Source organism: Acidimicrobiia bacterium (assembly GCA_035471805.1).
In the GTDB taxonomy this organism is placed as follows: Bacteria; Actinomycetota; Acidimicrobiia; order Spongiisociales; family JAHEDJ01; genus JAHEDJ01.
Window position 1 is genome coordinate 1 of the sequence record DATIPS010000050.1, and the last position, 25650, is coordinate 25650.

General features: G+C 65.5%; 20 protein-coding genes. 8 read left to right on the forward strand and 12 right to left on the reverse strand.

The window, feature by feature from the left end; genetic code table 11:
- A partial coding sequence (locus tag VLT15_09775) for a cyclic nucleotide-binding domain-containing protein (protein HSR45505.1) occupies positions 1 to 533 on the reverse strand: 533 nt, incomplete at its 3' end.
- Entirely contained in the window at positions 530 to 2188 is a 1659-nt protein-coding gene (locus VLT15_09780) for an FAD-dependent oxidoreductase (GenBank protein HSR45506.1), read from the reverse strand. The genes VLT15_09775 and VLT15_09780, both read right to left, overlap by 4 nt.
- A gap of 210 nt (positions 2189 to 2398) precedes the next feature.
- Here VLT15_09780 and VLT15_09785 point away from each other — a divergent pair, with 210 nt between their 5' ends.
- The 4 genes from VLT15_09785 (at position 2399) to VLT15_09800 (ending at position 6033) form a co-directional block, all read left to right on the forward strand.
- Positions 2399 to 4195, forward strand: coding sequence for a sodium:proton antiporter (locus tag VLT15_09785; GenBank protein HSR45507.1), 1797 nt, complete (start codon positions 2399 to 2401; stop codon positions 4193 to 4195).
- 84 nt (positions 4196 to 4279) lie between these two features.
- Positions 4280 to 4474, forward strand: a complete 195-nt coding sequence (locus tag VLT15_09790; protein ID HSR45508.1) for a hypothetical protein — start codon at positions 4280 to 4282, stop codon at positions 4472 to 4474.
- Between the two features lie 66 nt (positions 4475 to 4540).
- Positions 4541 to 5203, forward strand: a complete 663-nt coding sequence (locus VLT15_09795) for a glycerol-3-phosphate acyltransferase (GenBank protein HSR45509.1) — start codon at positions 4541 to 4543, stop codon at positions 5201 to 5203.
- A complete protein-coding gene (locus VLT15_09800) occupies positions 5200 to 6033 on the forward strand; it encodes a DegV family protein (GenBank protein HSR45510.1) in 834 nt (277 codons plus the stop codon). The genes VLT15_09795 and VLT15_09800 overlap by 4 nt, the downstream gene beginning before the upstream one ends.
- A gap of 38 nt (positions 6034 to 6071) precedes the next feature.
- Here VLT15_09800 and VLT15_09805 read toward each other — a convergent pair whose 3' ends face one another.
- The 8 genes from VLT15_09805 to VLT15_09840 all read right to left on the reverse strand — a co-directional run bounded on the left by VLT15_09805 (position 6072) and on the right by VLT15_09840 (position 15609).
- Positions 6072 to 6809 (reverse strand): alpha/beta fold hydrolase, encoded by a 738-nt coding sequence (locus VLT15_09805; protein HSR45511.1) that lies wholly within the window; start codon positions 6807 to 6809, stop codon positions 6072 to 6074.
- The gene (locus VLT15_09810; GenBank protein ID HSR45512.1) at positions 6809 to 7477 is read right to left on the reverse strand and encodes a VC0807 family protein; all 669 of its coding nucleotides are present in this window, start codon (positions 7475 to 7477) and stop codon (positions 6809 to 6811) included. Before VLT15_09810 ends, VLT15_09805 begins: the two co-directional genes overlap by 1 nt.
- Before the next feature lie 387 nt (positions 7478 to 7864).
- Complete coding sequence (narI, locus tag VLT15_09815; protein HSR45513.1) at positions 7865 to 8584, reverse strand: respiratory nitrate reductase subunit gamma; 720 nt, start codon at positions 8582 to 8584, stop codon at positions 7865 to 7867.
- A complete protein-coding gene (locus VLT15_09820) occupies positions 8581 to 9090 on the reverse strand; it encodes a nitrate reductase (GenBank protein ID HSR45514.1) in 510 nt (169 codons plus the stop codon). Before VLT15_09820 ends, narI begins: the two co-directional genes overlap by 4 nt.
- Complete coding sequence (narH, locus tag VLT15_09825; GenBank protein HSR45515.1) at positions 9090 to 10601, reverse strand: nitrate reductase subunit beta; 1512 nt, start codon at positions 10599 to 10601, stop codon at positions 9090 to 9092. The genes VLT15_09820 and narH overlap by 1 nt, the downstream gene beginning before the upstream one ends.
- Before the next feature lie 11 nt (positions 10602 to 10612).
- Positions 10613 to 14230, reverse strand: coding sequence for a nitrate reductase subunit alpha (locus VLT15_09830; protein HSR45516.1), 3618 nt, complete (start codon positions 14228 to 14230; stop codon positions 10613 to 10615).
- A complete protein-coding gene (locus VLT15_09835) occupies positions 14227 to 15024 on the reverse strand; it encodes a c-type cytochrome (protein HSR45517.1) in 798 nt (265 codons plus the stop codon). Before VLT15_09835 ends, VLT15_09830 begins: the two co-directional genes overlap by 4 nt.
- 78 nt (positions 15025 to 15102) lie before the next feature.
- Entirely contained in the window at positions 15103 to 15609 is a 507-nt protein-coding gene (locus tag VLT15_09840) for an Rrf2 family transcriptional regulator (GenBank protein HSR45518.1), read from the reverse strand.
- 173 nt (positions 15610 to 15782) lie between these two features.
- On the opposite strand from VLT15_09840, the gene VLT15_09845 reads away from it, so the two are divergent.
- From VLT15_09845 to VLT15_09860, 4 genes are all read left to right on the forward strand, one after another.
- Positions 15783 to 17399: an MFS transporter gene (locus tag VLT15_09845; protein ID HSR45519.1), complete on the forward strand. Its 1617-nt coding sequence runs from the start codon at positions 15783 to 15785 to the stop codon at positions 17397 to 17399.
- Positions 17400 to 17457: 58 nt separating this feature from the next.
- Positions 17458 to 19059 (forward strand): antiporter, encoded by a 1602-nt coding sequence (locus VLT15_09850; protein HSR45520.1) that lies wholly within the window; start codon positions 17458 to 17460, stop codon positions 19057 to 19059.
- Between the two features lie 93 nt (positions 19060 to 19152).
- Complete coding sequence (locus VLT15_09855; protein HSR45521.1) at positions 19153 to 19794, forward strand: cation transporter; 642 nt, start codon at positions 19153 to 19155, stop codon at positions 19792 to 19794.
- Between the two features lie 35 nt (positions 19795 to 19829).
- Positions 19830 to 20177 (forward strand): Rieske 2Fe-2S domain-containing protein, encoded by a 348-nt coding sequence (locus VLT15_09860; protein ID HSR45522.1) that lies wholly within the window; start codon positions 19830 to 19832, stop codon positions 20175 to 20177.
- Positions 20178 to 20189: 12 nt separating this feature from the next.
- Here the strand turns inward: VLT15_09860 and VLT15_09865 are convergent, their stop codons facing one another.
- Both VLT15_09865 and VLT15_09870 read right to left on the reverse strand, forming a co-directional pair.
- Positions 20190 to 20495: a putative quinol monooxygenase gene (locus VLT15_09865; GenBank protein ID HSR45523.1), complete on the reverse strand. Its 306-nt coding sequence runs from the start codon at positions 20493 to 20495 to the stop codon at positions 20190 to 20192.
- A 104-nt stretch (positions 20496 to 20599) separates the two neighbouring features.
- Positions 20600 to 25636, reverse strand: a complete 5037-nt coding sequence (locus tag VLT15_09870; GenBank protein HSR45524.1) for a BTAD domain-containing putative transcriptional regulator — start codon at positions 25634 to 25636, stop codon at positions 20600 to 20602.
- Between the last annotated feature and the right edge of the window lie 14 nt (positions 25637 to 25650).

The following is a 25650-nucleotide window of genomic DNA, read 5'->3' on the forward strand; positions in this document are numbered from 1 at the left end:
CGGACCATGGCGTCCGCCATCCGACCGGCGCTGCTGTTCACCGCCGCCGCCGGGTTGTTGAGCTCATGGGCCAGGCCGGCCGTCAGCGTTCCCAGTTGGGCCATCCGCTCCGACTGCTGAAGACTGGACTGTGTGTCTCGCCACCGTCCGAGCATCACTTCGAAGAATGCCCGGGAGGCCGAGGGGCTCGACTCGAGCAGCTCGTCGAGTCGGTCCTTGGGGATCGCCATCAACCTGGTGTCGGAGCGCGCCCGCACACTGGCGTTGCGCGGCGCGTCTTCGAGCAGCGCCATCTCTCCGACCACTCCCTCGGACTGGACGGCCAGCAGCACCTCACCGCCGACGGTCGCTTTGACGATCTCGATCTGACCGCCGAGCACCACATAGGCGCGATCGCCCGGGTCGCCCTCAGAGAACAAGAGCTCCCCGGCCGCCAGCGACACCTCCTCGGTGCCAACGCAGAGGCGCTCGAGGTCCTCGACCGGCAACTCGGAGAAGAGCGGAACCTCCCGCAGCTGATCGACAGTGCTCATGCCGTCTCTAGGTACTTGTGGATGAAACTGACTCCGATGGCACCCTGGCCGACCGCGGAGGCGACCCGGCGGATCACGTTGGCCCGCACGTCGCCGGCGGCAAAGATGCCGGGAACGCTCGTCTCGAGCAGAAACGGGTCGCGGTCCAGCGGCCAGGCCGGATGCCGGGCACCGTCGACCATGAGATCGGTTCCGGTGAGGATGAACCCCCGTTTGTCCCGTTCCACGACTCCTTCGACGAAGTCCGAGTGGGGGACGGCGCCGATGAAGATGAACAACCCGGAGGCATCCAGCGTCTGCTCGGTACCGTCCAGGCGGCTGCGCAGCGTGATCGCCTCGAGACGGCCCTCGCCGCTCACGCCGGCTATCTGGGTGTTGAGCAGCACCCGGATGTTCGGCGTACCCGCGATCTGATCGATCAGATACTGAGACATCTGGGCCTCGAGTGAGGCCCCGCGCACGAGGACCGTGACGGTTCCGGCATATTTCGACAGCATCATGGCCGCCTGGCCGGCCGAGTTGGCGCCGCCGACCACGAACACGTCCTCGCCGCGATAGGTGACCGCCTCGGCGACCGCCGCCCCGTACCAGATCCCGGCACCGATGAGGGGCTCGGCACCCGGGACCTCCAGTTTGCGAATGGTCATGCCGGTAGCGATCAGCAGGGCGCGGCAACTGAGTTCGGACCCGTTACTCAGAGTCAGGATCTTCGTTGGATCCTCAACTCGAACGGAGGTGGCCTCCACGGCCGTGAGGATCTCCGCCCCGAGACGCTTGGCCTGCGCCGTCGCCCGCCTGGCCAGATCGGCACCGCTGATGCCCTTCGGGAAGCCCAGGTAGTTCTCGATACGAGAGGAGGTGCCGGCTTGACCGCCCGTTGCGTGCCGTTCGATCAACGCGGTGCGAAGCCCCTCCGAGGCTCCGTAGACCGCTGCGCCGAGACCGGCCGGTCCGGCCCCGACGATGACCAGGTCGTAGTGAGAGGTGGACGCTTCAGTCTGCAGCCCGGCACGGTCGGCCAGGAGACGATGATCGGGGCGCTCCAGTCGCTCACCGTCGGGAAACACCACCAGCGGCAGCTGCGGCGCCGGGTCGCTTGCCGAGACGATCGCCCTGGCATCCGGGTCGATCTCGACATCCAGGAACCGGTAGGGCACCTGGTTGCGGGAAAGGAAGTCCTTGACGTCGTAGCTGTCCGGTGACCAGCGAACGCCGATGACCCGGATTCCGTCGTATGGCGTGGGAGCGTCGGCCTGCCAGTCCTCCAGCAGGTCATCGAGAACCGGATAGAGGTGCTCCTCGGGAGGGTCCCACGGCTTCATCAAATAGTGGTCGAGGCCCACCTCGTTGATGGCAGAAATGGCGGCTTCGGTATCCGCGTAGGCCGTGAGCAGGACCTTCTTGGCGTCCGGGAACAGTTCTATGGCCCGCTTGAGAAATTCGGTGCCGCTCATCTCGGGCATGCGCTGGTCGACCACGAACGAGGCGACCACGTCCCCGCGTCCCTGCAACTCGCTCAGGGTTGCGAGCCCCTCGGCTCCAGATGCTGCGCGCAGAACCCGATAGTGCTCCCCGTACTGCTGCCTCAGATCGCGGGAAACGGCGGCCAGCACCTGCGGATCGTCGTCTACCGCCAGAATCGCCGGTTTGCTCATGATCGAACCGCCTTGCGGAAGCGGCGACCCGTCAGTGGATATCGCTGCATGATTTCCCTCCTCAGACCGCCGGAACCGGCGTAACCCCCAAGATAGTTAGGCCGGGCAGTCTTGGGGTGACAGATCGCCGGCTTTCGGGGCAAATCGGCACTCTTCGTCTCTGTTTGCGGCCCGAACGGTTATCTTGCACGCAACTCGACAGAAAAAGACATGGAAGACCCTTCAGTTCAAATCGCACTGCTCGTGATTGTCGCCGTCGGCGTCACCTGGCTGGCCGGCCGTTTGCATGTGCCTTCGATACTCCTCCTGATTGCCATCGGCTTCGCGGTCGGGCCCGGCTTCAGGCTCATCGACCCGGACGCTCTCTTCGGCGAGGTTCTCACCCCCGCCGTCTCGCTGGCGGTCGGCATCATCCTGTTCGAAGGTGGCTTGAGCCTCCGGATTCGCGAGATCGAGGGCCATCAGCGTGTCATCTGGATGCTCGTGACGGTCGGAGTAGTCGTCACCTGGATGATCGGTGCCGCCGCGGCGGTGATGTTCACCGACCTGGGTCTCGGAGGGTCCTTTCTGCTCGGCTCCATTCTCGTGGTCTCCGGACCCACCGTGGTCGGGCCGATACTGCGCAGCGTCCGGCCCAGCAGGACCGTCTCCTCGATTCTCAAGTGGGAGAGCATCTTCATCGACGGGATCGGAGCCATGGTGGCGGTGCTCACCTTCGACGTGGTTCTCATCGGATTCGCCGGCGAGTCGCCGCTGTCCGTCTTCCTCGAAGTACTGGCCTTCGTCGTGGTCGGAGTAGCGAGCGGGGCGGTGGTGGCAGCATCGGCCGTCGTTCCGCTCAGGAGGCACTGGGTGCCCGAACAGCTTCTCTCGCTGTTCGGACTCGCCGCCGCACTGCTCGCCTTCACCGTGTCGAACATCGTGGTGCACGAGTCGGGCCTGCTGGCCACGACCGTCCTCGGACTGTATCTCGCCAACCACCGCCGCATCAAGACCGAGCAGATCATCCGCTTCTCCGAGGTCGTCCGCGTCCTTCTGATCGGAGTCCTGTTCATCGTCCTCACCGCCCGGCTCACCCGCGAAGACCTCTCGAACATCGGCTTCGGCGTCATCGGACTGGTCTTCGCGCTGGTCTTCATCGCCCGGCCCCTCGCGGTGGCGGTGTCGACCTGGCGGTCGGGACTGCCGAAATCGGCCCGGCGTCTGCTGGCAGGAGTAGCACCACGCGGGATAGTTGCAGCTTCGGTCGCCTCGGTGTTCGCCCTCGAACTCGAAAGCGCCGGATACGAAGGAGCGGAGAGCCTGGTGCCGCTCACCTTCGCCGTGATCCTGGCCACCGTCATCATCTACGGAATCGGCGCAGGGCCACTGGCGAGGAAGCTCGGCCTGGCGGAGAGCAACCAGCAAGGTGTGTTGATCGTCGGAGCCGGTCCGGTCGAGCAAGCCATCGCGAAGGCGCTGCACGAATCGGGCATTGCAGTTGTCGTCGCCACGACCAACCGTTCGGACGAACACCGGGTGCGCATGGACGGATATCGCACCTTCTACGGGAACATCCTCCACGAAGACGTCGATCTCGAACTCGAGCTCACCGGAATAGGCCGGCTGCTGGCGCTGACACCCAACGACGGGGTCAACACGCTCGCCTGTCAGAGGTTCGCGGAACTCTTCGGGGGTTCCGAAACGTACCAGCTTTCGGAGGGGCCTCTGCCTCCCGGGATCGAGTCGAGCAGGCAGGGTGGAAGAACCCTCTTCGCCGACGACCTCGGTTACGAACGCCTCCGCCATGAACTCGAAGCGGGTACGACCATGCGACGCACCCAGCTCTCCGATACCTTCACGATCGAGGATCTGGAGGCCGATGAGCCGGCAGTTCGTCCCGTCTTCGTCGTGCGCAACGGGCGGCTCAGCGTGGTGACGGCCGGAGGAGCACGGAAAACGATCTCGAACCTCGCCAAGGACGACACGCTCGTCTGGATACCGATCGCAGAAGACAAAGCGGACTGAGGTCCCCGGGCCCCGCACGCCTCCCCGGGCCACGAGCGCCGGGGTGGCCGGCAGTTCCGCGGGCCGCCGGATAGTCTCCGGCACATGACAGCTCTAGGCATCGTTCTCATCCTCTACTCGTTGTTCGTCTTCTACGTCACCTTCGCCAAACCGCCGCGGATCTGGAACATGAAGAAGATCCAGGGTTTCGTCGGCGCTCTCACCGAGGTCGGAACCGTCGTCTTCTTCACCGTTTGGGGCGTCGCGGCCCTCGTGATCGGAATAGTGCTGCTGGTCTGAGGACGGCGACCGGGGGCCGGTCGAGGTCGAACCACGCCCGGAGTCGAAGGTGGATAGGCTGAAACCATGCCGAAGCGGCCGGAACTCAAGCCCGAAATCGTCGTGGGTGCCGGCTATCTGGCCGGCGCCATCCCGTTCGCGAACCTGATCGCCCGGGCCACGAAGGGTGTCGACCTCCGCGAGGTGGGAACAGGGACGGTCTCGGGCACCGGCCTGTTCTACGAAACCGGCCTCAAGCCTCTCCTGGCGGCCGGGATCCTCGACGTCGCCAAGGGAACGGTGGGCCCGCTCCTGGCTGGAAAGGACCGTCCGGCGCTGGCCGCGGCCGCCGGGGGGGCTGCCGTGGTCGGCCACAACTGGTCGCTCTTCCTGCGCGGCGCAGGCGGACGGGGAATCTCTCCGGCCATGGGAGCGATGCTGGTCAACGGATGGCAGGGCAGCCTGGTGCTGCTCGCCGGAATCGCCGGGGGCCGGGCCGTTCGACTGACGTCCGTCGGTGCGTTCCTTGCCTATCTCGGTCTGGTACCCGCCCTCAAAGCGACTCGGGGACGGGACGGCGCGATTGCCGCGGCCGCGGTGGTCGCCCCGATGCTGCTGAAGAGGCTGGCCGGCAACCGGCCCCCGCCGGATTCCCGGCGGTCCGAGACCCTCCTGCTGCGGCTCATCTTCGACCAGGACACCTTGCCGTCCATCCACTGGAACCGCCGGCGCCCGGGGAACGACCGATGAGCGTCACCGTCATCACCGACAGCGTCGCAACGCTTCCCCCCTCCCTGGCCGACGAGTTGGGGATCATCGTCGTTCCGGAACGGCTGACGCTGGGTGAGGTGCCGTACGTCGACGGTCAACTGAGCCTCGAAGAAGTCGTCTCACGAATCGGCGAAGGTTTCACCACGTCCGGCCCGTCACCCGGCGACTTCGTGGAGGCCATAGAAGAGCACGGGTCCGACGACGGCACGGTCATCATCACCGTGGCGCGGGAACTCGCCTCCAGCACGTTCGACGCCGCCCGCACCGCGGCCCGGCTGTCCGGACGCGGCGTGCAGGTGCATGACTCGCGTACTGCTGCCGGTGCGCAGGGGCTGGTGGTCCTGGCCGCGGCAAGAGCAGCCCGGGAGGGGGCGACGGTCGACGAAGTGGCCGCCGAGGCAAGTCATGTCGGGGGGAGGGTCCGGCTGGCCGCCCGCCTCGACGATCTGAGCTGGCTGGCCCGCGGAGGGCACGTTCCCTATCTGGCCGCCAGGGCGGGCGACATGGTGGGGGTCAAACCGATCGTCGAGGTCCGTCACGGGAGAGTGCACACGCTCAGACCGGCGCTCAGCCTCGAGGGCGCCAGCGAACGACTCCTGGAGATCTGGCGCAGCTCGAATCCGGGAAAGGCTCGCCTCCACATCGCCGGCCTCCATGCTCTGGGTGAGAACACGGCCGCCCGTCTGCTGGCGACCATCCGATCCGAGGTGACCCCCGCCACCGAGTTCATCGGGCGCTTCGGAACCGTGATGGTCATGCACTCCGGACCGGGCCTGACCGGCCTCGCCTGGTGGTGGGATGAGAGGTAACAGGCACAGCGAGCCTGCGGCCCGTCCCCGCGTCGCTTCTACGCCGGGTTGAGTGCCAGAACCCAATCGATCGATCGCCTGATCGAAGAAATGCCCAGCTTGTCGAAGGCGTGCCCCATGCGGGGGACGAGCTCCAGGCGGGTCGGGCCCGTAGCTGCGGAAGCCAGCCTTCTCGCCTCGCCGGAACTGATGAAAGCATCGGCCTGTCCGTGGACTACTGCGAGCGGCACCTTGATGTTCGAAACCAGGACTTCGGGTGGAGACGGGTTGGTCCACTGCGGGTGGATGTGTACGCGCAGGAACCGGGCGGCCAGGTAGCGGCCGAGCCTCGTACGGGTCATGAGTATCGCCAGGAGTGCAGATGCGCTTCTCGGCACCCGCCAGCGGGCCGGGGCGCTCAGGCTCACCGCGCCCGCCAGTCCGTGGTCGGTGGCGGCATACCGGAGCGCAGCAATGGCCCCCATCGACGCACCGAATACCACCACCCTGCTGGATCGCCTGCGAGCCTCCCGCACGGCTGCCTCAACATCGAACTGCTCGCTGTCGCCGAGGGTGCACAGGCCCTGGGAGTCCCTGTGTCCCCGGGAGTCGTAGGTCAGCACGTCGTGGCCGGCCTCGGCCAATCCGCGCGCGAACTCCTCCACCTCCGGGTTGTCTTTCGATGCGGTGAAGCCGTGGGCAATGACCACGGCCGTTCCGCGGGGATCGGAGGAGGCTTCCCTCCAGTGCCCCTGCAATGAAACGCCGTCCCGGGTGATCAGTCGGACCAGATGCATCAGGAGACGGTGAGCGCGCCGGCGGGCAAGGCCGGCTGTGAGATAGACAACAGGCCGTGCCGCCGCATCGACCGGAAGAACACCACCGTTGAAACCGCAATTGCGGCACCGGTGAGCACGAGACTGCCGGCGGTCTTGGCGGCCAGGAACACCGGGACGGGCTGACTGATGAGCAGCCAGAACGCCAGGGCCGCGTTGGCTAGTTGCACGAGCGCCCACAGCAGCGTGATCCGAAGGAAGTACCGGCGGACGGCCGGGTGTTCCCGGAAGGCGTCGGGCATGGGCAGGAAATCCTCGGCGAGTCTGGCGGCCAGGGGCCGGCCGGCGGGAACCGAGAGCAGAAAAGCGCCGGCCACCACGACGGTGCCGAGTGTCGGCTGCAGGAAGTAGAAGAAGACCGACTGCGTCGACACTGCCAGGACGGTGCGAACGGTCATGCCGAGGGCACCGAGCATGAGTATTCCGGGGACGCGCTGCCTCTTGGCCAGTCGATAGGCGACCGCTCCCCACGACCAGATCAGGGCAACTGTGATCGCCCCCCAGACTCCCGACTGCCACAGAAAGGCGTAGAAGAGGGCCAGCGGGATGATTACGCCCTCGAGCACGGGCCTTACGGCGTGCCGCGCGAGCGTCAGCAGCGGGGGAGGTTGGAAGGAGGTGATGGGCATGGAAGTAAATCGGCGCCGTACCTCGGACCTTGAGCGATCCGGTCGACGCCGGGGCCAGCTTACCGGTCGGTCGGCAAAGCGCAAGAGGTAGTTTGTGGGAATGCTTCGCTTCGCCGCAAGACCAACTCGGATCGAGCACGGTGGGTCCGGAGGAGGCCGTTTGCCGGCGGCCGCCGGATCGATGTGAGAGGCACGTCAACGCACGGTTTCGTGTCGGGCAGTGACGGGCGAGGTTTGCCCCCTCTCCCTTCGAAGACTCAGGGATCTCCCCCGCCGGAGCGGGGGAGAAAACGCGAAAAAGAAGCTTCACCGCAAGACACACCACCTCACGACTCCCCCCACCCCAAAGCCCACCGCCCCCGCCGGAACAGAGGAGATGGGCCCGGTTCAGACCCCGGTTCCGACCCTGGCCGGAACCTCCTGTTTCGGAGCCGTCCGCTCGCGGCGGACCCAGCGGACCAGCTGCCAGGGGCGGAGCAGATACTGGAACGGCACAGTGATGATGTGCACCAGCCTGGTGAACGGGAACACCACCAGGAACAGCCAGAAGAGTGTCACGTGCGTCTGGAGGACCAGCGGGAGGTTGGCAACCAGCTCCGGACGGGGCCGGAGTGTCAACAGCGACCAGATCCACGGGGCGAATACTCCGGTTCCCCAGAAGGATCCCCACCGGTAGCCGGCCGCGATCCACAGTCCTGTGACGATCTGGGCGAAGATAAGCGTCAGGACGACGAAATCCATCCGGGTGGTCACCACGCGGACACGGCGCGAGGTCAAGCGGCGGTGAGCGAGCACCACCAGTCCGCCGAGAGCCCAGATCCCGAGAGCGAACCCGGTGATCTCGAGCAGATACAGCCTGACCGGCGAACCGTTCCAGGCCTGGAACCCGACCGGCACGAGCAGCACCAGCAGATGCCCGGTGAGGATCGCCACGATCCCCCAGTGGAACGACACCGAACCCCAGAAGAGCTGACGATTCTCCAGCAACTGGGTCGACAGCGAGGACACGGAGAACTTCCGGTACCGCAGCCGGTAGACCGAGCCGACTATTGCCAGCGTCAGCGCGACGTACGGAAGAGCTACGAAGAGAAGGACGCCGTCAGTCATTGCACACCTCCGATAGGCGCCGGAACGTCGATTTCGGCGATGGCCGCCAGGAGATGGCGGTAGGGGTTGTCCCGCTCCGCCTCCCTGAGCTCCGAACGCATCTTGTCCAATGCCCCGGGGAGCACTTCGAGCAGCTTGTCCGGCAGGGGGTTCGCCGCCGCCAGCAGTCTCAGCACCGGCTCCAGGTGGTCGGGCAGTTCGCCCGACGGGTCGACGCCGAACGTCTCCTGGGCCACCTTCAGTTCTGCCATGAACTCACCGCGGTGGTAGTTCTCACCCCAGACCACGTAGCCGACATAGGGAACGAACAGCGGGCCCAGATCGAGCGTGCGGGTATGGAGTTCCTCCCATTCCGCCAGGGTCAGCTCGCTCATCGCCTCGACGAACCTGCCGAAGCGCCTGCGCGCCCCTCCAGACTCCAGTTGATCGAGGGCCGACCGGAGTTCCTCGACACGGCCGGGGTGCGGATATCCGAAACCCGCGGCGAGAAGCTCGAAGTCTCTCATCACGCACCTCGCTTCGGTGCGTCGGTGTACCCGAACCCGGTCTCTCCCTTGCGGGCGAGAGGATCGCCGTACACCGTCTGCGCGGACATCTCCCTGTGATAGGGCGGGAACACGAACCTCTCCTCCATCGTCGGGAGGGTGGTCATCCGGTAGATGGCTTCGATCTCCTCCGGGGTGGTACCGGCCGACTCGATCAGCGCCTCGGTCGCCTCGTCGATGAAGCCTTCCACGCTCTGCCGGCGTTTGTATATGCGGACCGCCAGCATCTTGCGGAGGATCCCCTCGATGACCTCCTCGTTGCCGGCCGAGAAGAGGTTCGCCAGGTACTTGATCGGCAGCCGGGCCTTCTCGAGACCCCGGAACAGCTCGAAGTCGATCTGGTCCGGAGATATGTCCAGCCGCACCAGGCCCTGCTCGATGGTCGACACCACCGGCGAGAGCGGCGGAATGTAGAACATCATGGCAATGGTCCGGTATTCGGCGTGCAGCGGCAACGCCAGTTTCCATTCCTTCACGAACTTGTAGGCAGGCGAGTTCTGCGCCGCCGCGATCGTTCCGTCGTCGAGTCCGTTCTGCCTGGCTGCCGCGACCACGGCCGGATCGAACGGGTCGAGGATCACCTCGTTCTGTCTATCGAATAGCTCTTCCTCCGGACCCTCCGCCGCCCACTGGATCAGGTCGGCGTCGTAGAGCAGGACCCCCATATAGCGGATTCGACCGACGCACGAATGTGCGCAGGCAGGGGCCTGGCCGGTTTCCATCCGCGGGAAGCACAGGATGCACTTCTCAGACTTGCCGGTCGACCAGTTGTAGTAGACCTTCTTGTAGGGGCATGCGGAGACGCACATTCTCCAGGCCCGGCACTTGTCCTCGTCGACCAGGACAACCCCGTCCTCGCCGCGTTTGTAGATTGCCCCGCTGGGGCAGGCAGCCACACACGCCGGGTTGAGGCAGTGGTTGCAGATCCGGGGAAGGTAGTTGAACACCACCCTCTCTATCTCGGACATCTGCTCCCGCACCTCGGTGGCAATCCCGGCCATGTTCGGGTCGTTCGCCGCGTAGATATTGGATCCCGACAGGTCGTCGTCCCAGTTCGGGCCGGCCTCGATATCGATGGGATCGCCGGTTATCGCCGAGATCGGAACAGCGGTCGGCTGATGGTCCCCTTCGGGTGCGCTGAAGAGGTCCTCGTATCGGAAGGTGAAAGGCTCGTAATAGTCGTCCAGTTCCGGCAAGGCAGGGTTGTAGAACAGGTTGGCGAGGCCCTGCGGCCGGTTGTGCAACTTCAGTTCGACCCCGACCCAGCTCTTCTCCCAGCCTCCCCGGTAGTGCTCCTGGTCTTCCCATCCGGTCGGGTAGCCGGTCCCCGGACGGGTCTCCACGTTGTTCCACCACATGTACTCGGCGCCCTTGCGGTCGGTCCACAAGTTCTTGCAGGCGACACTGCACGTGTGACATCCGATGCACTTGTCGAGGTGGAACAACATGCTCATGTGGGCTCTGACGTCCATGGCTCCTCCTCTCAGTAGGTCGGCTTGTCGATCCGGCGGACGTACACGAACGTATCCCTGTTCACGCCGGTCGGACCCCAGTAGTTGAATGCGTAGGTGAACTGGGCGTAGCCGCCGCTCATCAGCACCGGTTTGAGCCGGGTCCTCGTCAGCGAGTTGTTCATACCGGCTCGCTTCTTGCGGAGCGGCGAGATCGGGATGCCGACGGTTCGCTCGGTGGCGTGATACACGAAGACGGTTCCCTTCGGAATGCGGGCCGAAGTGATGCACCTCTGCACGAACACGCCGTTGTCGTTGAACAGTTCAACCCAGTCGTTGTCCGAGATCCCCATCTCGGCGGCCTCCTTGTCGTTCAGCCAGACCGGATAGCCACCGCGGGACAGCGTCTTCATACGGATGTTCTCCGAATACGTCGAGTGGATGCTCCACTTGCCGTGCGGGGTGATGTAGTTGAGCATCCGGCCCTGCGCCTCGTTGGCACTGAACTCGGTCTCCGAGAGCATCGTGTGATCGGGACGCGGCTTGTACGTGGGCAGATGCTCCCCCCAGTCCAGGTAGTTCGCGTGGTCCAGATAGAAGTGCTGACGTCCGGTCATAGTCCGCCACGGGATGAGTTCCTCGACGTTCAGGGTGAACGGGCTGTAGGCCCGACCGTGGTTGATCTTGCCGCTCCAGGTTGGAGTCGTCAGCACCCGCCGCGGCTGGGAGACCAGATCCGAGAACCGGATGCGCGTGCTGCGCTGGCCGTCGGACAGGTGCGTGAGCGACAGCCCGGTCTTCTCCTCCTCGGCCTCGAAGGCACGATGGGCCAGTTCCCCGTTGCTGGCCGGGTCGAGGTGCAGGATGGCTTCGCAGACCTCCCGATCCTGTTCGAGCGATGGATAGGGCCGGCCGTTGAGGGCTGCCACATGGATATCACGCGGCTGGCGCTCGGTGAGTTCCTGGTAGGCATCGGCGACCGGGATGGTCAGGCCGTGGGCATTGACGCCGTTCTTCTCCACACCCCGCCCCAGCGACACCATCTTCTCGTACAGGTTCTTGTAGTCGCGCTCGACGACCCGGAACTTGGGCATCGTCTTGCCCGGAATGGCTTCGACCTCACCCTTGAACCAGTCCAACGGCTCCGGCTGAGCGAGCTCGTCCGGCGTGTCGTGTTGCAGAGGGAGCATCACGACGTCCTTGACCGGCTCCGGGAAGTGGGCGGCCGACAGCTCGGCGACCTTGGCGGCCACCGACCTGAAGATCAGCCAGTCCGACTTGGACTCCCAGGAGGGCGGAACCGCCGCCTGCATCGGGTTGATGTAGGAGTGCATATCGGTCGAGTTGAGGTCGTCCTTCTCGTACCAGGTGGCGGCCGGCAGCACTATGTCCGAGTAGAGAGCGCTGGTGTCCATCCGGAAGTTGAGGTCGACCACGAGGTCGAACTTGCCGATGGGGGCATCCGCCCGGAAATTGATCTCTGAGACGGTCTCACCGGCCAGTTCCCCGGCGACCGCCGTCGAGTGCGTGCCCAGATAGTGGCGCATGAAGTACTCGTGGCCCTTGGCACTGGTTCCGATGGCGTTGCCCCGCCAGATGAACCAGGTTCTCGGCCAGTTCTCGGGAGCATCCGGGTCGTCGATGGCGAACTCGACCGCCCGGCTCTTCAATCCTTCCACCACGTAGGAGATGATCTCCTCGTCGGTCGTCGCTCCGCTCGCCTGAGCTTCCTTGACGAGTTCCAGCGAGTTCTGCTTGAACTGCGGGTAGAACGGCAGCCAGCCCCGATGGACCGCACGGACCTGGTGATCGATCGTGTGATCGTCGGTGGTGGCGTTCTCGGGGAGGGTGTCGTAGTCCGAGTAGCCGCGCTCGTAGCGCCACTGGTCGCTGTGGACGTAGTGGAACGAAGGCGTGTTCTGATGGCGGGGAGCCACTCCCCAGTCGCCACCGAAGGCGATCGCGCCCCAGGAGGCTTGGTTGACCAGCTTTTCCTGTCCGACGTAGTGGCCGAGGCCTCCACCGTTGACACCGACGCAACCGGTCAGCATCAGGGCAACGATGCCTGATCGATAGAGCAGATTGTTGTGGTACCAGTGATTGGCCCCGGCGCCGATGATGATCATGTTCTTGCCGTTGGTCTTCTCGGCGTTGTCCACCCAGTCGCGGGCGAAACGAATGACGGTGTCCCGGTGGATGCCGGTGAACTGCTCTTGCCAGGCAGGTGTGTAGAGACCTTCCGGATCGTTGAAGTCGGCCGCATAGTCGCCGTCGAGACCGCGGTCGACGCCGAACTGGGCGACCATCAGATCGAAGACCGTTGTCACCGCCACCCGGCCCCGGTCCGTCTCCACGTACCGGATCGGGACGCCCCGCCGGACGGTGCCGCCGCCCGCGAAGTTGTCGAACTCGATCTCGACCGTGCCGTCGTTCGACTCCAGGAAGCTCAACTCCGGATCGAGTGCTTCGCCGTTGAGTCCGTCGACCGGGCTGAGGTTCCATTTGCCCTTGTCCTCTTTGGCCCACCGGTAGCCGATGGTGCCCTGCGGCATGCGCGGGCGCCCGGAGATCCGATCCCACCAGAGAAGCTTCCAGTCGGAGTTCTCGGAACCGCGGTACTCGCCCACCCGGCCCGCTCGCAGGCAGCTCCCGGGTCGGGAACCATCTAGCTCCACCAGGAAAGGCATGTCCGTGTACTGCTTGACGTAGTCCCGGAAGTACGGGACCTCACGGTCCACGTAGCTCTCCTTCAGGATCACGTGGTTGACCGCCATCCAGAATGCGGTGTCCTGTCCGGGGTTCGAAGGGATCCACCAGTCCGCATACTTGGCGACCTGGCTGAAGTCCGGGCTGAACACAGTGAGCTTCGCCCCGGCGTGACGCACTTCCGAGATGAAGTGGCAGTCGGGGGTTCTCGTCATGTTGAGGTTCGCTCCCATGACCGCAACGAAGCGGGAGTTGTACCAGTCGGCCGACTCGTGCACATCGGTCTGTTCACCCCAGATCTCCGGTGAGGCAGGGGGAAGGTCGCAGTACCAGTCGTAGAAGCTCATCACGACGCCGCCGAGGAGGCTCAGAAACCGGCTCCCGGCTGCGTAACTGATCTGAGACATGGCCGGGATCGGCGAGAAGCCGATAACGCGGTCGGGTCCGTGTTCCTTGGTCGTGTGCACCACGGAGGCAGAGGCGATCTCCAGCGCTTCGTCCCAGGACATGCGGCGGAAGCCGCCCTTGCCCCGCGCCGTCTGAATGCGCTTGCGTTTCTCGGGATCGTCCATGATCGACGCCCAGGCGTCGACCGGGTCCCCGTGGACCGCCTTGGCTTGCCGGTAGAGGTCGATCAGCGCCCCGCGGCCGTAGGGGTACTTGACCCGGATCGGGCTGTAGAGATACCAGGAGAAGCTGATCCCGCGTTGACACCCGCGCGGCTCGTAGGGGGGCAGACCGTCTTCGAGTTGCGGGTAGTCGGTGGCCTGGAGCTCCCAGGTGACGATCCCGTCCTTGACGAACACTTCCCAGCTGCACGACCCGGTGCAGTTCACGCCGTGGGTTGTGCGCACCCGCTTGTCGTGCTGGAACCGGTTGCGATAGAACTCCTCCCACTTCCGCTCGGCCGGAGCCTCTTTGTCTCTTATCCATTCGGTCGTCATCGTTGGCTCCTCAACTGCCGTGCGAACCCCATGCGCCGACTCCGCGGCGCAAGCAACATCAAGGCGAACAGCGCCACCGCGCCGGCCGCACCGCCCAGAAGGAGGACGTCTGGTCCTCCGGACGGCTGCACATTCGATATGGAGGCGAAGTAGGCGGCCAGGTCGGCCCTCTCCTGATCGGTGATCGGGTTGTCGGCGAAGAGAGGCTGCATGGTCGCCGAAGGGGGGCTGACCAGAGCGGCCGCCACCGCTTCCTCGCCGCCGTAGCGGTTGGCAATGTCTGTGAGGTCCGGGCCCCAGGCGGGTCCGTTCAGAGCCTGGAAGCCGGCTGCGGTGTGGCACGAAGCACAAGCCGGAGCCCCGTTCTCCAACCGGTCGCTTCCCGTGAACAGGTCCTTCCCTCTGGCAGCGTCACCGGGTTCGAGTCCCCCCGTCTCGGCAGGAATGAACACGCCCGCCTGGATGTAGGCGACGAGCGCATCCATCTCCGCGGCGGTGAGGTCCGGAAACGACGGCATCTCGCCGTCATAGGAGACACCCAGAACATCCATCGGACCCGACTTGCCTTCGGAGATGACGGATGTGAGATAGGCGGTGTCCTGCACCCTGTCGTTGCCGGCCAGCGGCGGGAATGAGCCGCTCACGCCCAATCCGGTTCCCTGGTGACAAGCCGAGCAACTGGCGAGGAAGACCTCCCGGCCATCGACCTCCTCCTGAGCTCCGACCGCGGGCCCGAGCAGCAGCAGGGCTGCGGTGCCTCCGACGATCAGGGCCAGGCTCAGTGACCGTTTCATGCCCTTCCTTTCCTTCTTCGATCTCTCGAGTGTCCTCATCTCCCCGGTGCCTTCTGATGTGCGATTGAATCTGGCTTGCTATCCGTCCCTCTTGCCGGGCTTCCGGGGCAGACGGGTTGTTGGAATCCTGTGAGGTGGCGTGTCCTCGGGGAGTTGGTGAGTTCCGGCAGCCAGGTCTCCGTCGATCCCGACCAGATCCGCCAAAGACGTTGTCGAGAGCTGCTCGGCCATGGCGTTCTGGGCGCGCGCCCAGGGAATATGCACCGGGCAGGAGGTCTCCCACGAGCAGGGCCCTCCCCGCAGTACACACACATCGAGCGCGATCGGGCCTTCGGCGGCTTCCACGATCTCGAGAAGCGAGATCTCATCGGACGGACGGGCCAGCACGTACCCGCCGCTGGGGCCGGCGACGGCCGCCAGCAGGCCGTGCTGAACCAGATTGGCGAGGATCTGAGTGAGATAACGGTTCGGAATCCCCATCTCCGAGGCTATCTCCCGGGCTTTGCGACGATCGCCGCGGCCGCGGGCTATGTCGATCAAGGCCCGCACCGAGTAGTCGCCTTTTCTTCCGAGAGACGCCTGCATATGTCGATCCTAACACTTAACGTTTAGCAATGCACTTGACGTTGAGAAGATTTTCCGCTACAAACACGTCGCGGGCGTTCATCGAGGACGCGGCTTGGTGCCCGATCTGACACCAACGACCCGGGAGTCGGGGTACGCCGGTTGGACAACAGCTCGGTTCAAAGGAGAGGAACATGAGTCAGGACGATCGGTCGCCGTCCACGGGCGAGACGCCGCCGAAGCTGCTCGACTTCAGCCAGGAACGAATCCGGACGCTCCACTACACGTGGATCGCTTTCTTCATGACGTTCTATGTGTGGTTCAACATGGCGCCGATGGCCACCACGATGCTGGACTCGGTCGGTTGGCTCACGGACGAGCACGTGAAGGTGCTGCTGATCGCCAACGTCGCACTGACGATTCCCGCCCGCATCGTGGTCGGGGCCCTGATCGACCGCTTCGGGGCGCGTGTCGTCTTCTCGGGCCTGATGATCGTGATGGCGCTGCCCGCCCTGGCTTTCGTCCTCGCCGACTCCTTCCTGCAGATGCTGATCGCCCGCCTCGTGCTCAGTTCGGTCGGTGCCGGATTCGTCATCGGGATCAAGATGGTCGCCCAGTGGTTTCCCCCGAAATACATCGGCAGAGCCGAAGGGTTCTACGCCGGCTGGGGGAACTTCGGATCGGCTTTCGCCGCCATGACGCTCCCCTGGTTCGCGATCACGGTCATGGACGGCTGGTTCGGACTCGGCGACAACGCCTGGCGGTGGGCGCTCGGAGCCAACGGCTTCGTCATGGGCGCCTACGGAGTGCTGTATTACTTCCTCGTCCGGGACGTACCGGCCGGCGAGCAACTCCACAAAGCCAAGAAGACGGAACCGATGATGGTTACGTCGTACCGTGACCTGGTCCAGTATCTCGCCTGGTCGTTCCCGCTCGTAGGTGCTCTCGGGGTTCTCGCCTGGCGAATCAGCAACGTCGAGATCGACGGCGAGGCGGTCATCTCCGACGGAGCGCTGCTCGTCATCTACGGCATACTCCTGGCGGTCTATGCGGGTCACGTCTTCAAAACCCTGCAGATCAACCTGCCGTACCTGCGTGCGGGCGTTCCCGACGGGGACAGGTACCACTGGGGCAGCGTGGCGGCCCTCAACAGCACCTATTTCGCCAACTTCGGTGCGGAACTGGCCGTCGTGTCGATGCTGCCGAAGTTCTTCGAGAACACCTTCGTTCCCCTCAAGGACAGCGGCGGAAGCCCTCTGGTCACCGCCACCGTCGCCGGGGTGGTGGCGGCATCGTTCGCGTTCGTGAATCTGGGAGCCCGGCCGCTGGGCGGATACCTGTCCGACAAAATGGCCAACCGCAAACGAACCATGCTGATCTATATGGTCGGCATCGCAGTTGGATTCCTGCTGATGGCCTTCATCGGCAGATGGGACGGCGGGGTCGACGCCGACGGGCTCAAGACGGTCGTTCCGATGTTCGGAGGGCTCTGGTGGCTCGTCGTGGCGGTGGCCATCACGATCTTCGCCTCCGTGTTCGTGCAGGGAGCGGAAGGCGCCACGTTCGCCATCATCCCGATGATCAACAAGCGGATGACGGGACAGATAGCAGGAATGGCGGGCGCCTACGGCAACGTCGGGGCCGTCATCTACCTGGTGCTGTTCTCGCTGGTCGACTCGAAGACCTTCTTCTTCGTCCTGGCATCCGGCGCGGCGCTCAGCTTCATCGTGACGCTGTTCATGCTCGAGGAACCCGAGGATTCGTTCGTAGAGGAGTTCGTCCACGACGCGGAAGGTCGCCTCGAGGCATAGTCGAAGTACCAGTAGCAGGCCGGCATCGCGGGCGTGCCCGCGGGAAGAGGAATTGAGAATGGCTGACATCTACGAGTGGGACGTCGAAGACGAGGCATTCTGGGAGAGCACCGGGAAGAAGGTCGCCAAGCGGAACCTCTGGATATCGATTCCGAGCCTGCTGTGTGGCTTTGCCGTCTGGCTCTACTGGAGCGTGATCACAGTCCAGATGCTCAATCTGGGGTTCCCGTTCACAAACGCCGAGCTGTTCACCTTGTCGGCCATCGCCGGCCTGACGGGAGCCAGTCTTCGCATCCCGAGCAGTTTCTTCATCCGGCTGGCCGGTGGGAGAAACACCATCTTCTTCACAACTGCCCTGCTGATGATTCCGGCGGCCGGCACCGGGTTCGCCCTCCTGTCTCAGGACACTCCGCTCTGGGTCTTTCAGTTGCTGGCCGGCTTGTCCGGTCTGGGCGGCGGGAACTTCGCCTCGTCGATGTCGAACATCAGCTTCTTCTACCCCAAGCGCATGCAGGGCCTGTCGCTCGGGTTGAACGCCGGTCTGGGAAACGCGGGCGTCACGACTATGCAGGTACTGATCCCGTTGATGATGACCTTCGGCTTCTTCGGCGGGGGCTCGATGATCCTCGAGACGACATCCGGAACCCTCATCGGCAAGATCGCCGAAGGGACCGAGACCTGGATTCACAACGCCGGGTTCGTGTGGCTCGTGTTCCTGATCCCGCTCGCCTTCCTCGGCTGGTTCAAGATGGACAACATCCGCGCCGAGCACGTGTCTCCGAACATCGGGTCGGCTCTGAGTTCGTTCGTCAAGATCACCGGCATGCTGGGCCTTGCTTTCATACCGGCTGCGATAGGTCTCTTCTTCATACTGCCGAGCCCGACGGGACTGGGATGGACCTGGGCCAAGTACCCGATCATCGGACTCGTGATCTGGGGAACGGTTCTGCTCCTCAAGCAACTGCGCGGCGAGATCAAACCGAACCTCGAACGCCAGTTCAAGATCTTCGGGAACAAACACACCTGGATCATGAGCGTCATCTACACGATGACGTTCGGGAGTTTCATCGGCTACTCGGCCGGATTCGCCCTGGCCATCAAGGTCATCTTCGGGTTCCAGCACATAATGGTGGACGGGGTCATGACCCACGATCTCGTCAATCCCAACGGCCCGTCGGCGTTGACGTTCGCCTGGATGGGCCCGTTCATCGGGGCATTCATCCGCCCTGTCGGCGGATGGATCGCAGACAAGCTGGGCGGGGCGCGGGTGACGCAATGGGTGTCGGTGACGATGATCGCCAGTGCCCTCGGCGTCGCCTACTTCATGAAGCAGGCCTACCAGTCCGCAACTCCTGAGGACTTCTTCCTACCCTTCTTCTTGCTGTTCCTGGTCCTGTTCGCGGCGACCGGCGTCGGCAACGGATCCACTTTCCGCACCATCGCCATGGTCTTCGACCAGGAGCAGGCGGGACCGGTGCTCGGGTGGACCTCCGCGGTGGCCGCATACGGTGCGTTCGTCGTGCCCCAGGAGTTCGGCGAGCAGATCACCAAGACCACCCCCGAGATCGCCCTCTACGCATTTGCCGTCTTCTACGCCATCTGCCTGTTCCTGAACTGGTGGTACTACCTGGGCCCGAAGGCGGAGTTCCAGAACCCGTAGGGCGCCGGCTCGACGACTCTCCATCTCCGCCGGCGGTTCCCTCCTGCGTGAGACGGACGCCGGAGCCGAAATGTCTGGCACAATGCGGCGTCCATGACCGACCGCGACCGCTCCGACCTCAACCGAAGAGCCCTCCGGCTCGAGTACGCGACGATCGGGTGGAACCTCGGAGAGGCGGTGCTGACCATCGGGCTGGGAATCGCGGCCGGGTCCCTGGCCCTGATCGGATTCGGATCCGACTCGATCATCGAGGTGTTCGCATCCGCCGTCGTCGTCTGGCATTTGATACCGGGCCACGATTTCGACCATCCGGAGCGGACTGCCCTCGCCCTCCGGCTGGTGTCGGTGGCGTTCGCCCTGCTCGCCCTGGTTCTCGTCTCGCTCAGTATCCGGGACCTGGTCGGCGGACGCCGTCCGGAGGAGTCCCCGTGGGGAATCGCCTATCTGGCCGTCACTGCGGTGGTCATGTTCACCCTCGCCGGATTCAAGAAGCGCCTGGCCGACAGGCTCGAGTCGGCTCCGCTGCGCTCGGAGGCGTCGATGACGTTCCTCGACGGGATACTGTCCGCAGGCACCATGCTCGGGCTGACGCTGAACGCCCTGCTGGACTGGTGGTGGGCGGACCCGGCAGCCGCCTTGCTGGTCGGCCTGGCGGCCGCCAGCGAGGCCAGGGAGAACTGGGCAGAAGCCGCCGAACTCGCCGAGATGGGAACCGGAGGCTTCGAGTCTCCCTAAGCTCATCCGGACCAGCTACGAGAGGAGCCGCGCCGATGTCCGAGGAGATCGAAGTAGGACCCGCGGCCGAGCTGCCACCAGGTACGGTCGTCGGGGCCGGCCACTATGCGGTCGGCAACGCCGGCGAGGTCTTCGCCGTCTCGCGCAGGTGCCGCCACCTGTACGCCGACCTCGCCGGCGGCACCGTGGACGAGGAGGGGTGTCTCGTTTGCCCCTGGCACGGCGCCAAGTACAACACCAAGACGGGGCGCATGGTGCGCGGGCCCCAGGGGATCTTCGCCAGGATTCCGGGTCTCGGAACGGCATTCAAAGCCCTGACGCTGGTCATGCCGCTGCGGCGGGGCAAGGTGGTCGAGCGCGACGGAGTCCTGTTCGTCGAATGACCTCCGGGGCGCTCAGAGGTCGAGGCCGAATGCCGCGACCGGGGTGGTGACGGTCATTTGCGGAGGACCGTCGGCCAGCGGTCCGAACGCCGACATGGCCGCTCGCATCGCCTCACCCCGACCGTGGTTCCGCATCGATTCCTCGTCTGCCATCAGGGCGAAGAACCAGAAGGTGTTGCCTTCGCCGCGGTGGTACGAGTAGATCTCGACCCCTGTTTCGCCGCGCGCAGCCTCGACCATGGCGGTGAGAACCTTCTCCATCTCTCCGGCCTTGCCGTCCCGGCACGTAATCGTGCCGATTACCGATACCTTGCTCATGGTCGTCTCCTCCGCAACCGGGATCGCTTCAAACTAGCCATCCTGGGCCGGTGCATCCCACCGAGCCCGGCAGGCCGAGCCGCCTCCCGTTGCTCGCGACGAACTCAAGATTCACCGCAGCCGGCTTCGAGGGAGAACCGTTCGCACTCCTCGAGCGTCAACCCCCGGCTCAGCCGATCGATTGCACTGTGGAACAGCTCATCTTCGGGAACGATCAGCATCCGGGCAGATCCATCGGCTCCGGGCACGACGAGCCGGGTGCCGTCGGCATTGAAGGAGATCGTTCCCGGTGAGGTCACCCCCGGGAGGCTCAGCAGTTCTGCACCGTCCGGGGTCCAGAGCCTGACCGAGTTGTCGAGGCTCGACGAAGCGAGCAGAGTGCCGTCCGGACTGAACTCGACGTCGAGCACTCCCCCCGTGTGACCGGTGAGGATCCGGATCTCGGTGAGCAGAACGTCTGCGTCTCTGTCGACCTGATAGAGGACGATCGTCCCGTCGGCTCCGGCTACCGCGAGCAACGCGCCGTCCGGACTGAATGCGTGGTCGAGCGCGGCCCCCTGGTTGTTGTCGAGGGTGAAGCGAGGCGCCATAGTGCCGGCTTCGAAAACGCTCACACCCTCGCCGATTGCATAGATGAGGTCCTCTGCCGGACCGAAGCCGACCGAGAAGACCCCTCGCCCGCTGAGGTCGATGGTGGCTGAAGCGGTTCCGGCTGCCACATCCCAGATCCGCACCGTACTGTCGAGGCTGCCGGTCAGCAGGACGTCACCCGCCGCGCTGAAGTCGACACCCCACACGCCGTCGCCGTGATCGGTCAGCACATGCAGCAACCGGCCGGTCCGAACCTCCCAGATCCGGGCCGTCGTGTCCTCGGCGGCAGTGGCCAGCAGCGCACCGTCGCCACTGAAGGCCGCCCCGAAGATCCGTCCCGTGTGGCCTTCCAGCCGATGCAACAAGCGGGCGTCGGCCGTTCCCCACAGAATCCCGGACCCGTCCTCGGCACCGGTGAAGAGAACGCTGCCGTCTTCGCTGAGCCGGGCCACCGTCATTGAAGCACCGTCATCGGCAAAGACGGCGTCCTCGCGGCTTCCGCGGCCGGACACCTCCCACACCCTGGACGTCTTGTCGCCGGAAGCGGTCGCCAGTCGTCTCCCGTCGGGACTCAGCCGCGCTGCCCCGATCCCGGCGCGGTGGCCGTAGAGAGTCAGCTCGAGCTCTCCTGTTGCGGCATTCCAGATTCGCGCCGTTCCGTCCTCGGCCGCCGTGACCAGCCTCCGGCCGTCTCGACTGATGTCGACACCACACACCGGGCCGGAGTGGCCCTGGATCGCCCTCATCTGCTCGCCCGTCACTGCATCCCACAGAACGGCAAGGCCGTCCTGTCCGCCGGTCATGAGCAGGGTCCCGTCCCGATCGAGAGCGACTGCGCAAACGCCGGCACCGTGGCCGGAAAGGCGCAGCAACTCGGTTCCGTCGACGGCGACGACGGCGGCGCCGCTCATATCGAGGGCGACGGCCAGCCTTCCGTCGGGAGCCATCGCCGCATCGGTGACGATGTCGTCGAACGAGTACGTCGCCAGAGGCTCGCCCCCGGCGGCAGACCAGAGACGAACGGTGCCGTCTACCGAGGTAGTCAGCACCTGCGAACCGTCGGGACTGAAGCTCGCGCTGGTCAACCAGCCGCGGTGACCGGCCAGGGTCTGCAACTCGCGGCCGCTCGTCGCGTCCCAGAGACGAGCCGTCCGGTCCATCGAAGCCGACACGATCAGGCCTCCGGTCGGGTCGTAGGCGGCGTCGGTGGTCCGGCCGGTATGCCCTTCCAGCGTGATGAGTTCCTCTCCGGTGGCCGCATCCCAAACCGTCAACGTTCCTCGCGCCGGCCCGCCACCCATAACCGTGCCGGGATCGGCGGTCACGAGGCGAGTTCCGTCCGGACTGAGAGCTCCCGCCCCGCCGGGCACCGCCACCAGGACCCGGTCGGCGAGGAGGGCCCGGTGCAGCGCCTCGACCGTTTCCCGCAGCACCGGTTCGCCGGCCGCCTCCACCGTGCGCGCCGCTTCCAGTGCGAGGAGAACCGACAACTCGGGATCGGCCTCCAGGTTCCCGACCGCCTCGGCAGTGAGTGCCCTGGCGGTCGAGACGGCGAGGTTTCGCTCCGCCTGCCGGGTCTGGCTCCTCGCCACCACCGTCAGGGCGCCGGCGATCAACGTGGAGACTGCCAGGACGCCGACCAGGATCCGGAGCCGGCGAGCGGAGCGACGCTCGAGCACCAGTTCCCGCTGCCGGCGCTCCTGCTCGACCGCTTCGAGGGTCGCCCTGCGAGCCAGGCTGGCGTCGAGATAGGACCGTTCGCCGGCAGTGAGCGCAACGTCGGCGGCACCGGACCACATCTCATACTGGGCGAGACGGCTGCCGGACAGAAGGTAGCCGTCGTCGTTCCCGGACTCTCTCCACTCGGCGGCTGCCGCCGCCAGGCGGCGTCCGAGCCGGAGGTCCTCGCGAGCATCCCCGATCCAGTCACGCAGCCGGGGCCACTCCTCGATGAGGGCGTCGTGGCCGATGTCAACCGTCGGGGCGCGGGTGACTGGGTCGTGGTCGAGTGTGAGAAGCCTGCTCGCTGCGAACTTCTCGATGACCGTCTCGACGTCTCGCCGGTCCTCTATTCCGGTGAGTTCGGACCGGGCAACCCGCCGGCGGATGGTCCCGCCGCCGGATTCGGGCACCACCAGCCGCAGGAAGAGCTGGCGAGCGGTGGCCCGTCCGTCCGCGTCGAGGGACTGAAATGATTCCTCGGCGCGTCTGGCGAGAGCGCCCAGGACCCCGCCGATCTCCTGGTAGGAATCGGAGGTGAGCAGGGAGTCCGTCCGCCGGTCGAAGAGTTCGGTCATGGCGTACTGCAGCAGCGGCAGCGCCCCGGGCTGATCGGCCACGTCTGCAACGATCCGCACGTCCAGTTCCGGCTCGACTGCCACCCCGGAACGCGCCGCCGGACCGGATATGGCCTGTTCCAGCTCTTCGGGTGTCATCGGGTAGACGGTCTCCATGCAACGGCTGAAGATCCCCGCCAGTGCGGGATTCTCCAGAGGCCGGTCGTAGAAGTCGGCCCGCATGGTGATCACGACGTGCAGTTGTCCGTTCGGCTCTGTGCAGGCGACGAGGAGGCTCTCGATGAACCGGTCACGGTCCGCCCTTCCGGCCCGCGTGAAGAGATCCTCGAACTGGTCGACCACCAGCACCAGTTCGACTCCGGGACCCGGCAGAACGCGACGGACCGCTCTGAGCAGTCCGCGCGAGTCTCCCTCCAGTTGCTCGAGCAGCGTGGCGGGCGGATTCACCGCCACCCTCAACAGCGCGGTCTCCAACTCCTCGAACGGACTCGCCCCCGGGGACATCTCGGCTATGAACCACTGCTCGGATCCGGGAAGCTCTCCTCGCCGCAGGGCCGGTACGAGCCCGGCCCGAACGACGCTCGACTTGCCGCTTCCGCTGGGTCCGACGATCGCCAGGAACCGCTCATCCCGTTCCGCCATCCGGGCCAGCAGGCTGCGCGTGAGGCTCCGGCGGCCGAAGAAGTCGGGGGCGTCTGCCTCCGTGAACGCCTTGAGTCCCTTGTAGGGGTTGGCGGCCGGGCGGGGAGCGCTGGGCGCGGCTGCGTCCGGACCGGAGCCGGCCGCAGCCCGGAACTCGGCCAGGAACTGCTCTACGTTCCGTCCCGCCGGATCGTCGAGAGCGCTCGTCAACGCTGCAACGATCGCGGGACCCACCGACCCGGGGAGCAGAGGATGCCCTGCCGGATCCACCCGACTCCCGCCGAGGGCCTCGGAAACGAGACGGGCGAGGTCGGCCAGATCGGCCGCCGCAGCCGACTCGTGCGGGACATCACCACGCGTTCCGTCCGTTGCGAGGCCGAACCTGCCCAGGTATGCGTTGCCTGCCCGATCGAGCAGCACGGCAGCAGGGTCGAGGCGGCCGTGGGTCACTCCGCTCCGGTGAGCCACTGCCAGGGCGGGGGCGATCTGCCCGACCATTCGCAGCACGGACCGGGTCGTCCATGGTCCGGTCCGCAGCGCATCGGCCAGGGTTCCTCCCTCGTACCAGCGTGTGACGAGGCAAGCACTGCCGGGTTCTCGCCAGTAGTCGAGCAGCGGAACCAGGTGCGGGTGCTCGAGCCGGGCAACGGCGGCGGCCCTGGGCCCGAACGTGCGGACAAAACCGGCCTGGTCCGAGCGCGGGGCCCCGATCACCTCGATCGTGACCTCCCGGCCGACCGCCGGGTGATACGCCCGGAACAGGCGCGTCTCGCCGTCGTCGAACAGCGTTTGTCTGAGCTCATAGCCGCGCACGGTTCGCCCGGGTTCGGGCAGCGCCGGCGACGGCACAGTCGTTTCGACCACCCCGCCGAGTTCCGGGTCCTGCTCGAGTATGCGCTGCTCGAGCCGTTGCAGTTCCGGCGACGGGTCTATTCCGAGTTCGTCGGCGAGGAGGCGCCGGGCCTTCTGGAAGGTCCTGAGTGCATCCCCCTGGCGGGCCGATCGGTAGAGAGCCAGCATGAGCTGCTCCCAGAACCGCTCCCGGAACGGGTACTGGACGGTCAGGTTCTCCAGTTCGGGCACCATCGTCTGATGCCGGCCGAGAGCCAGATTGGCGTCGATGCGGAGTTCGACCGCGGTGAGGCGGAGCTCTTCGAGCCTCCCGGCCAGGTTTCGCAGCACGGCGGACTCGTCCGCCACATCGACGAGCGGGATTCCGTACCAGAGGCCGAGCGCATCGGTGAGGCGCCGGGCGGACTCGGCCGGGTCGCCGGCCAGCACGGCGCGAGCCTGCATGACCTGTGATTCGAAGTGCAGCGCGTCGACGTGGCGCGATTCGACTTCGAGCACGTAACCGGGTGGGCGGCCACGAAGCATCTCGCTGCCGACGTTGACTGCTTTGCGAAGGTTGGCGACATAACTCTGAAGCGATTTACGAGCAGCTTCGGGCGGGACCTCTCCGTACAGCTCGTCGATGAGGAAGTCGGTGGACACGACCTTGTTCGCGTTCGCCAGCAGGAGCGCCAGAACGGTTCGCTGTCTCGGCCCGCCCAGCGTGATCTCCCGTCCGTCGTCCTCGACCATGAGTGGACCGAGCATCCGGAACTCCATGCCGAAACCCTACG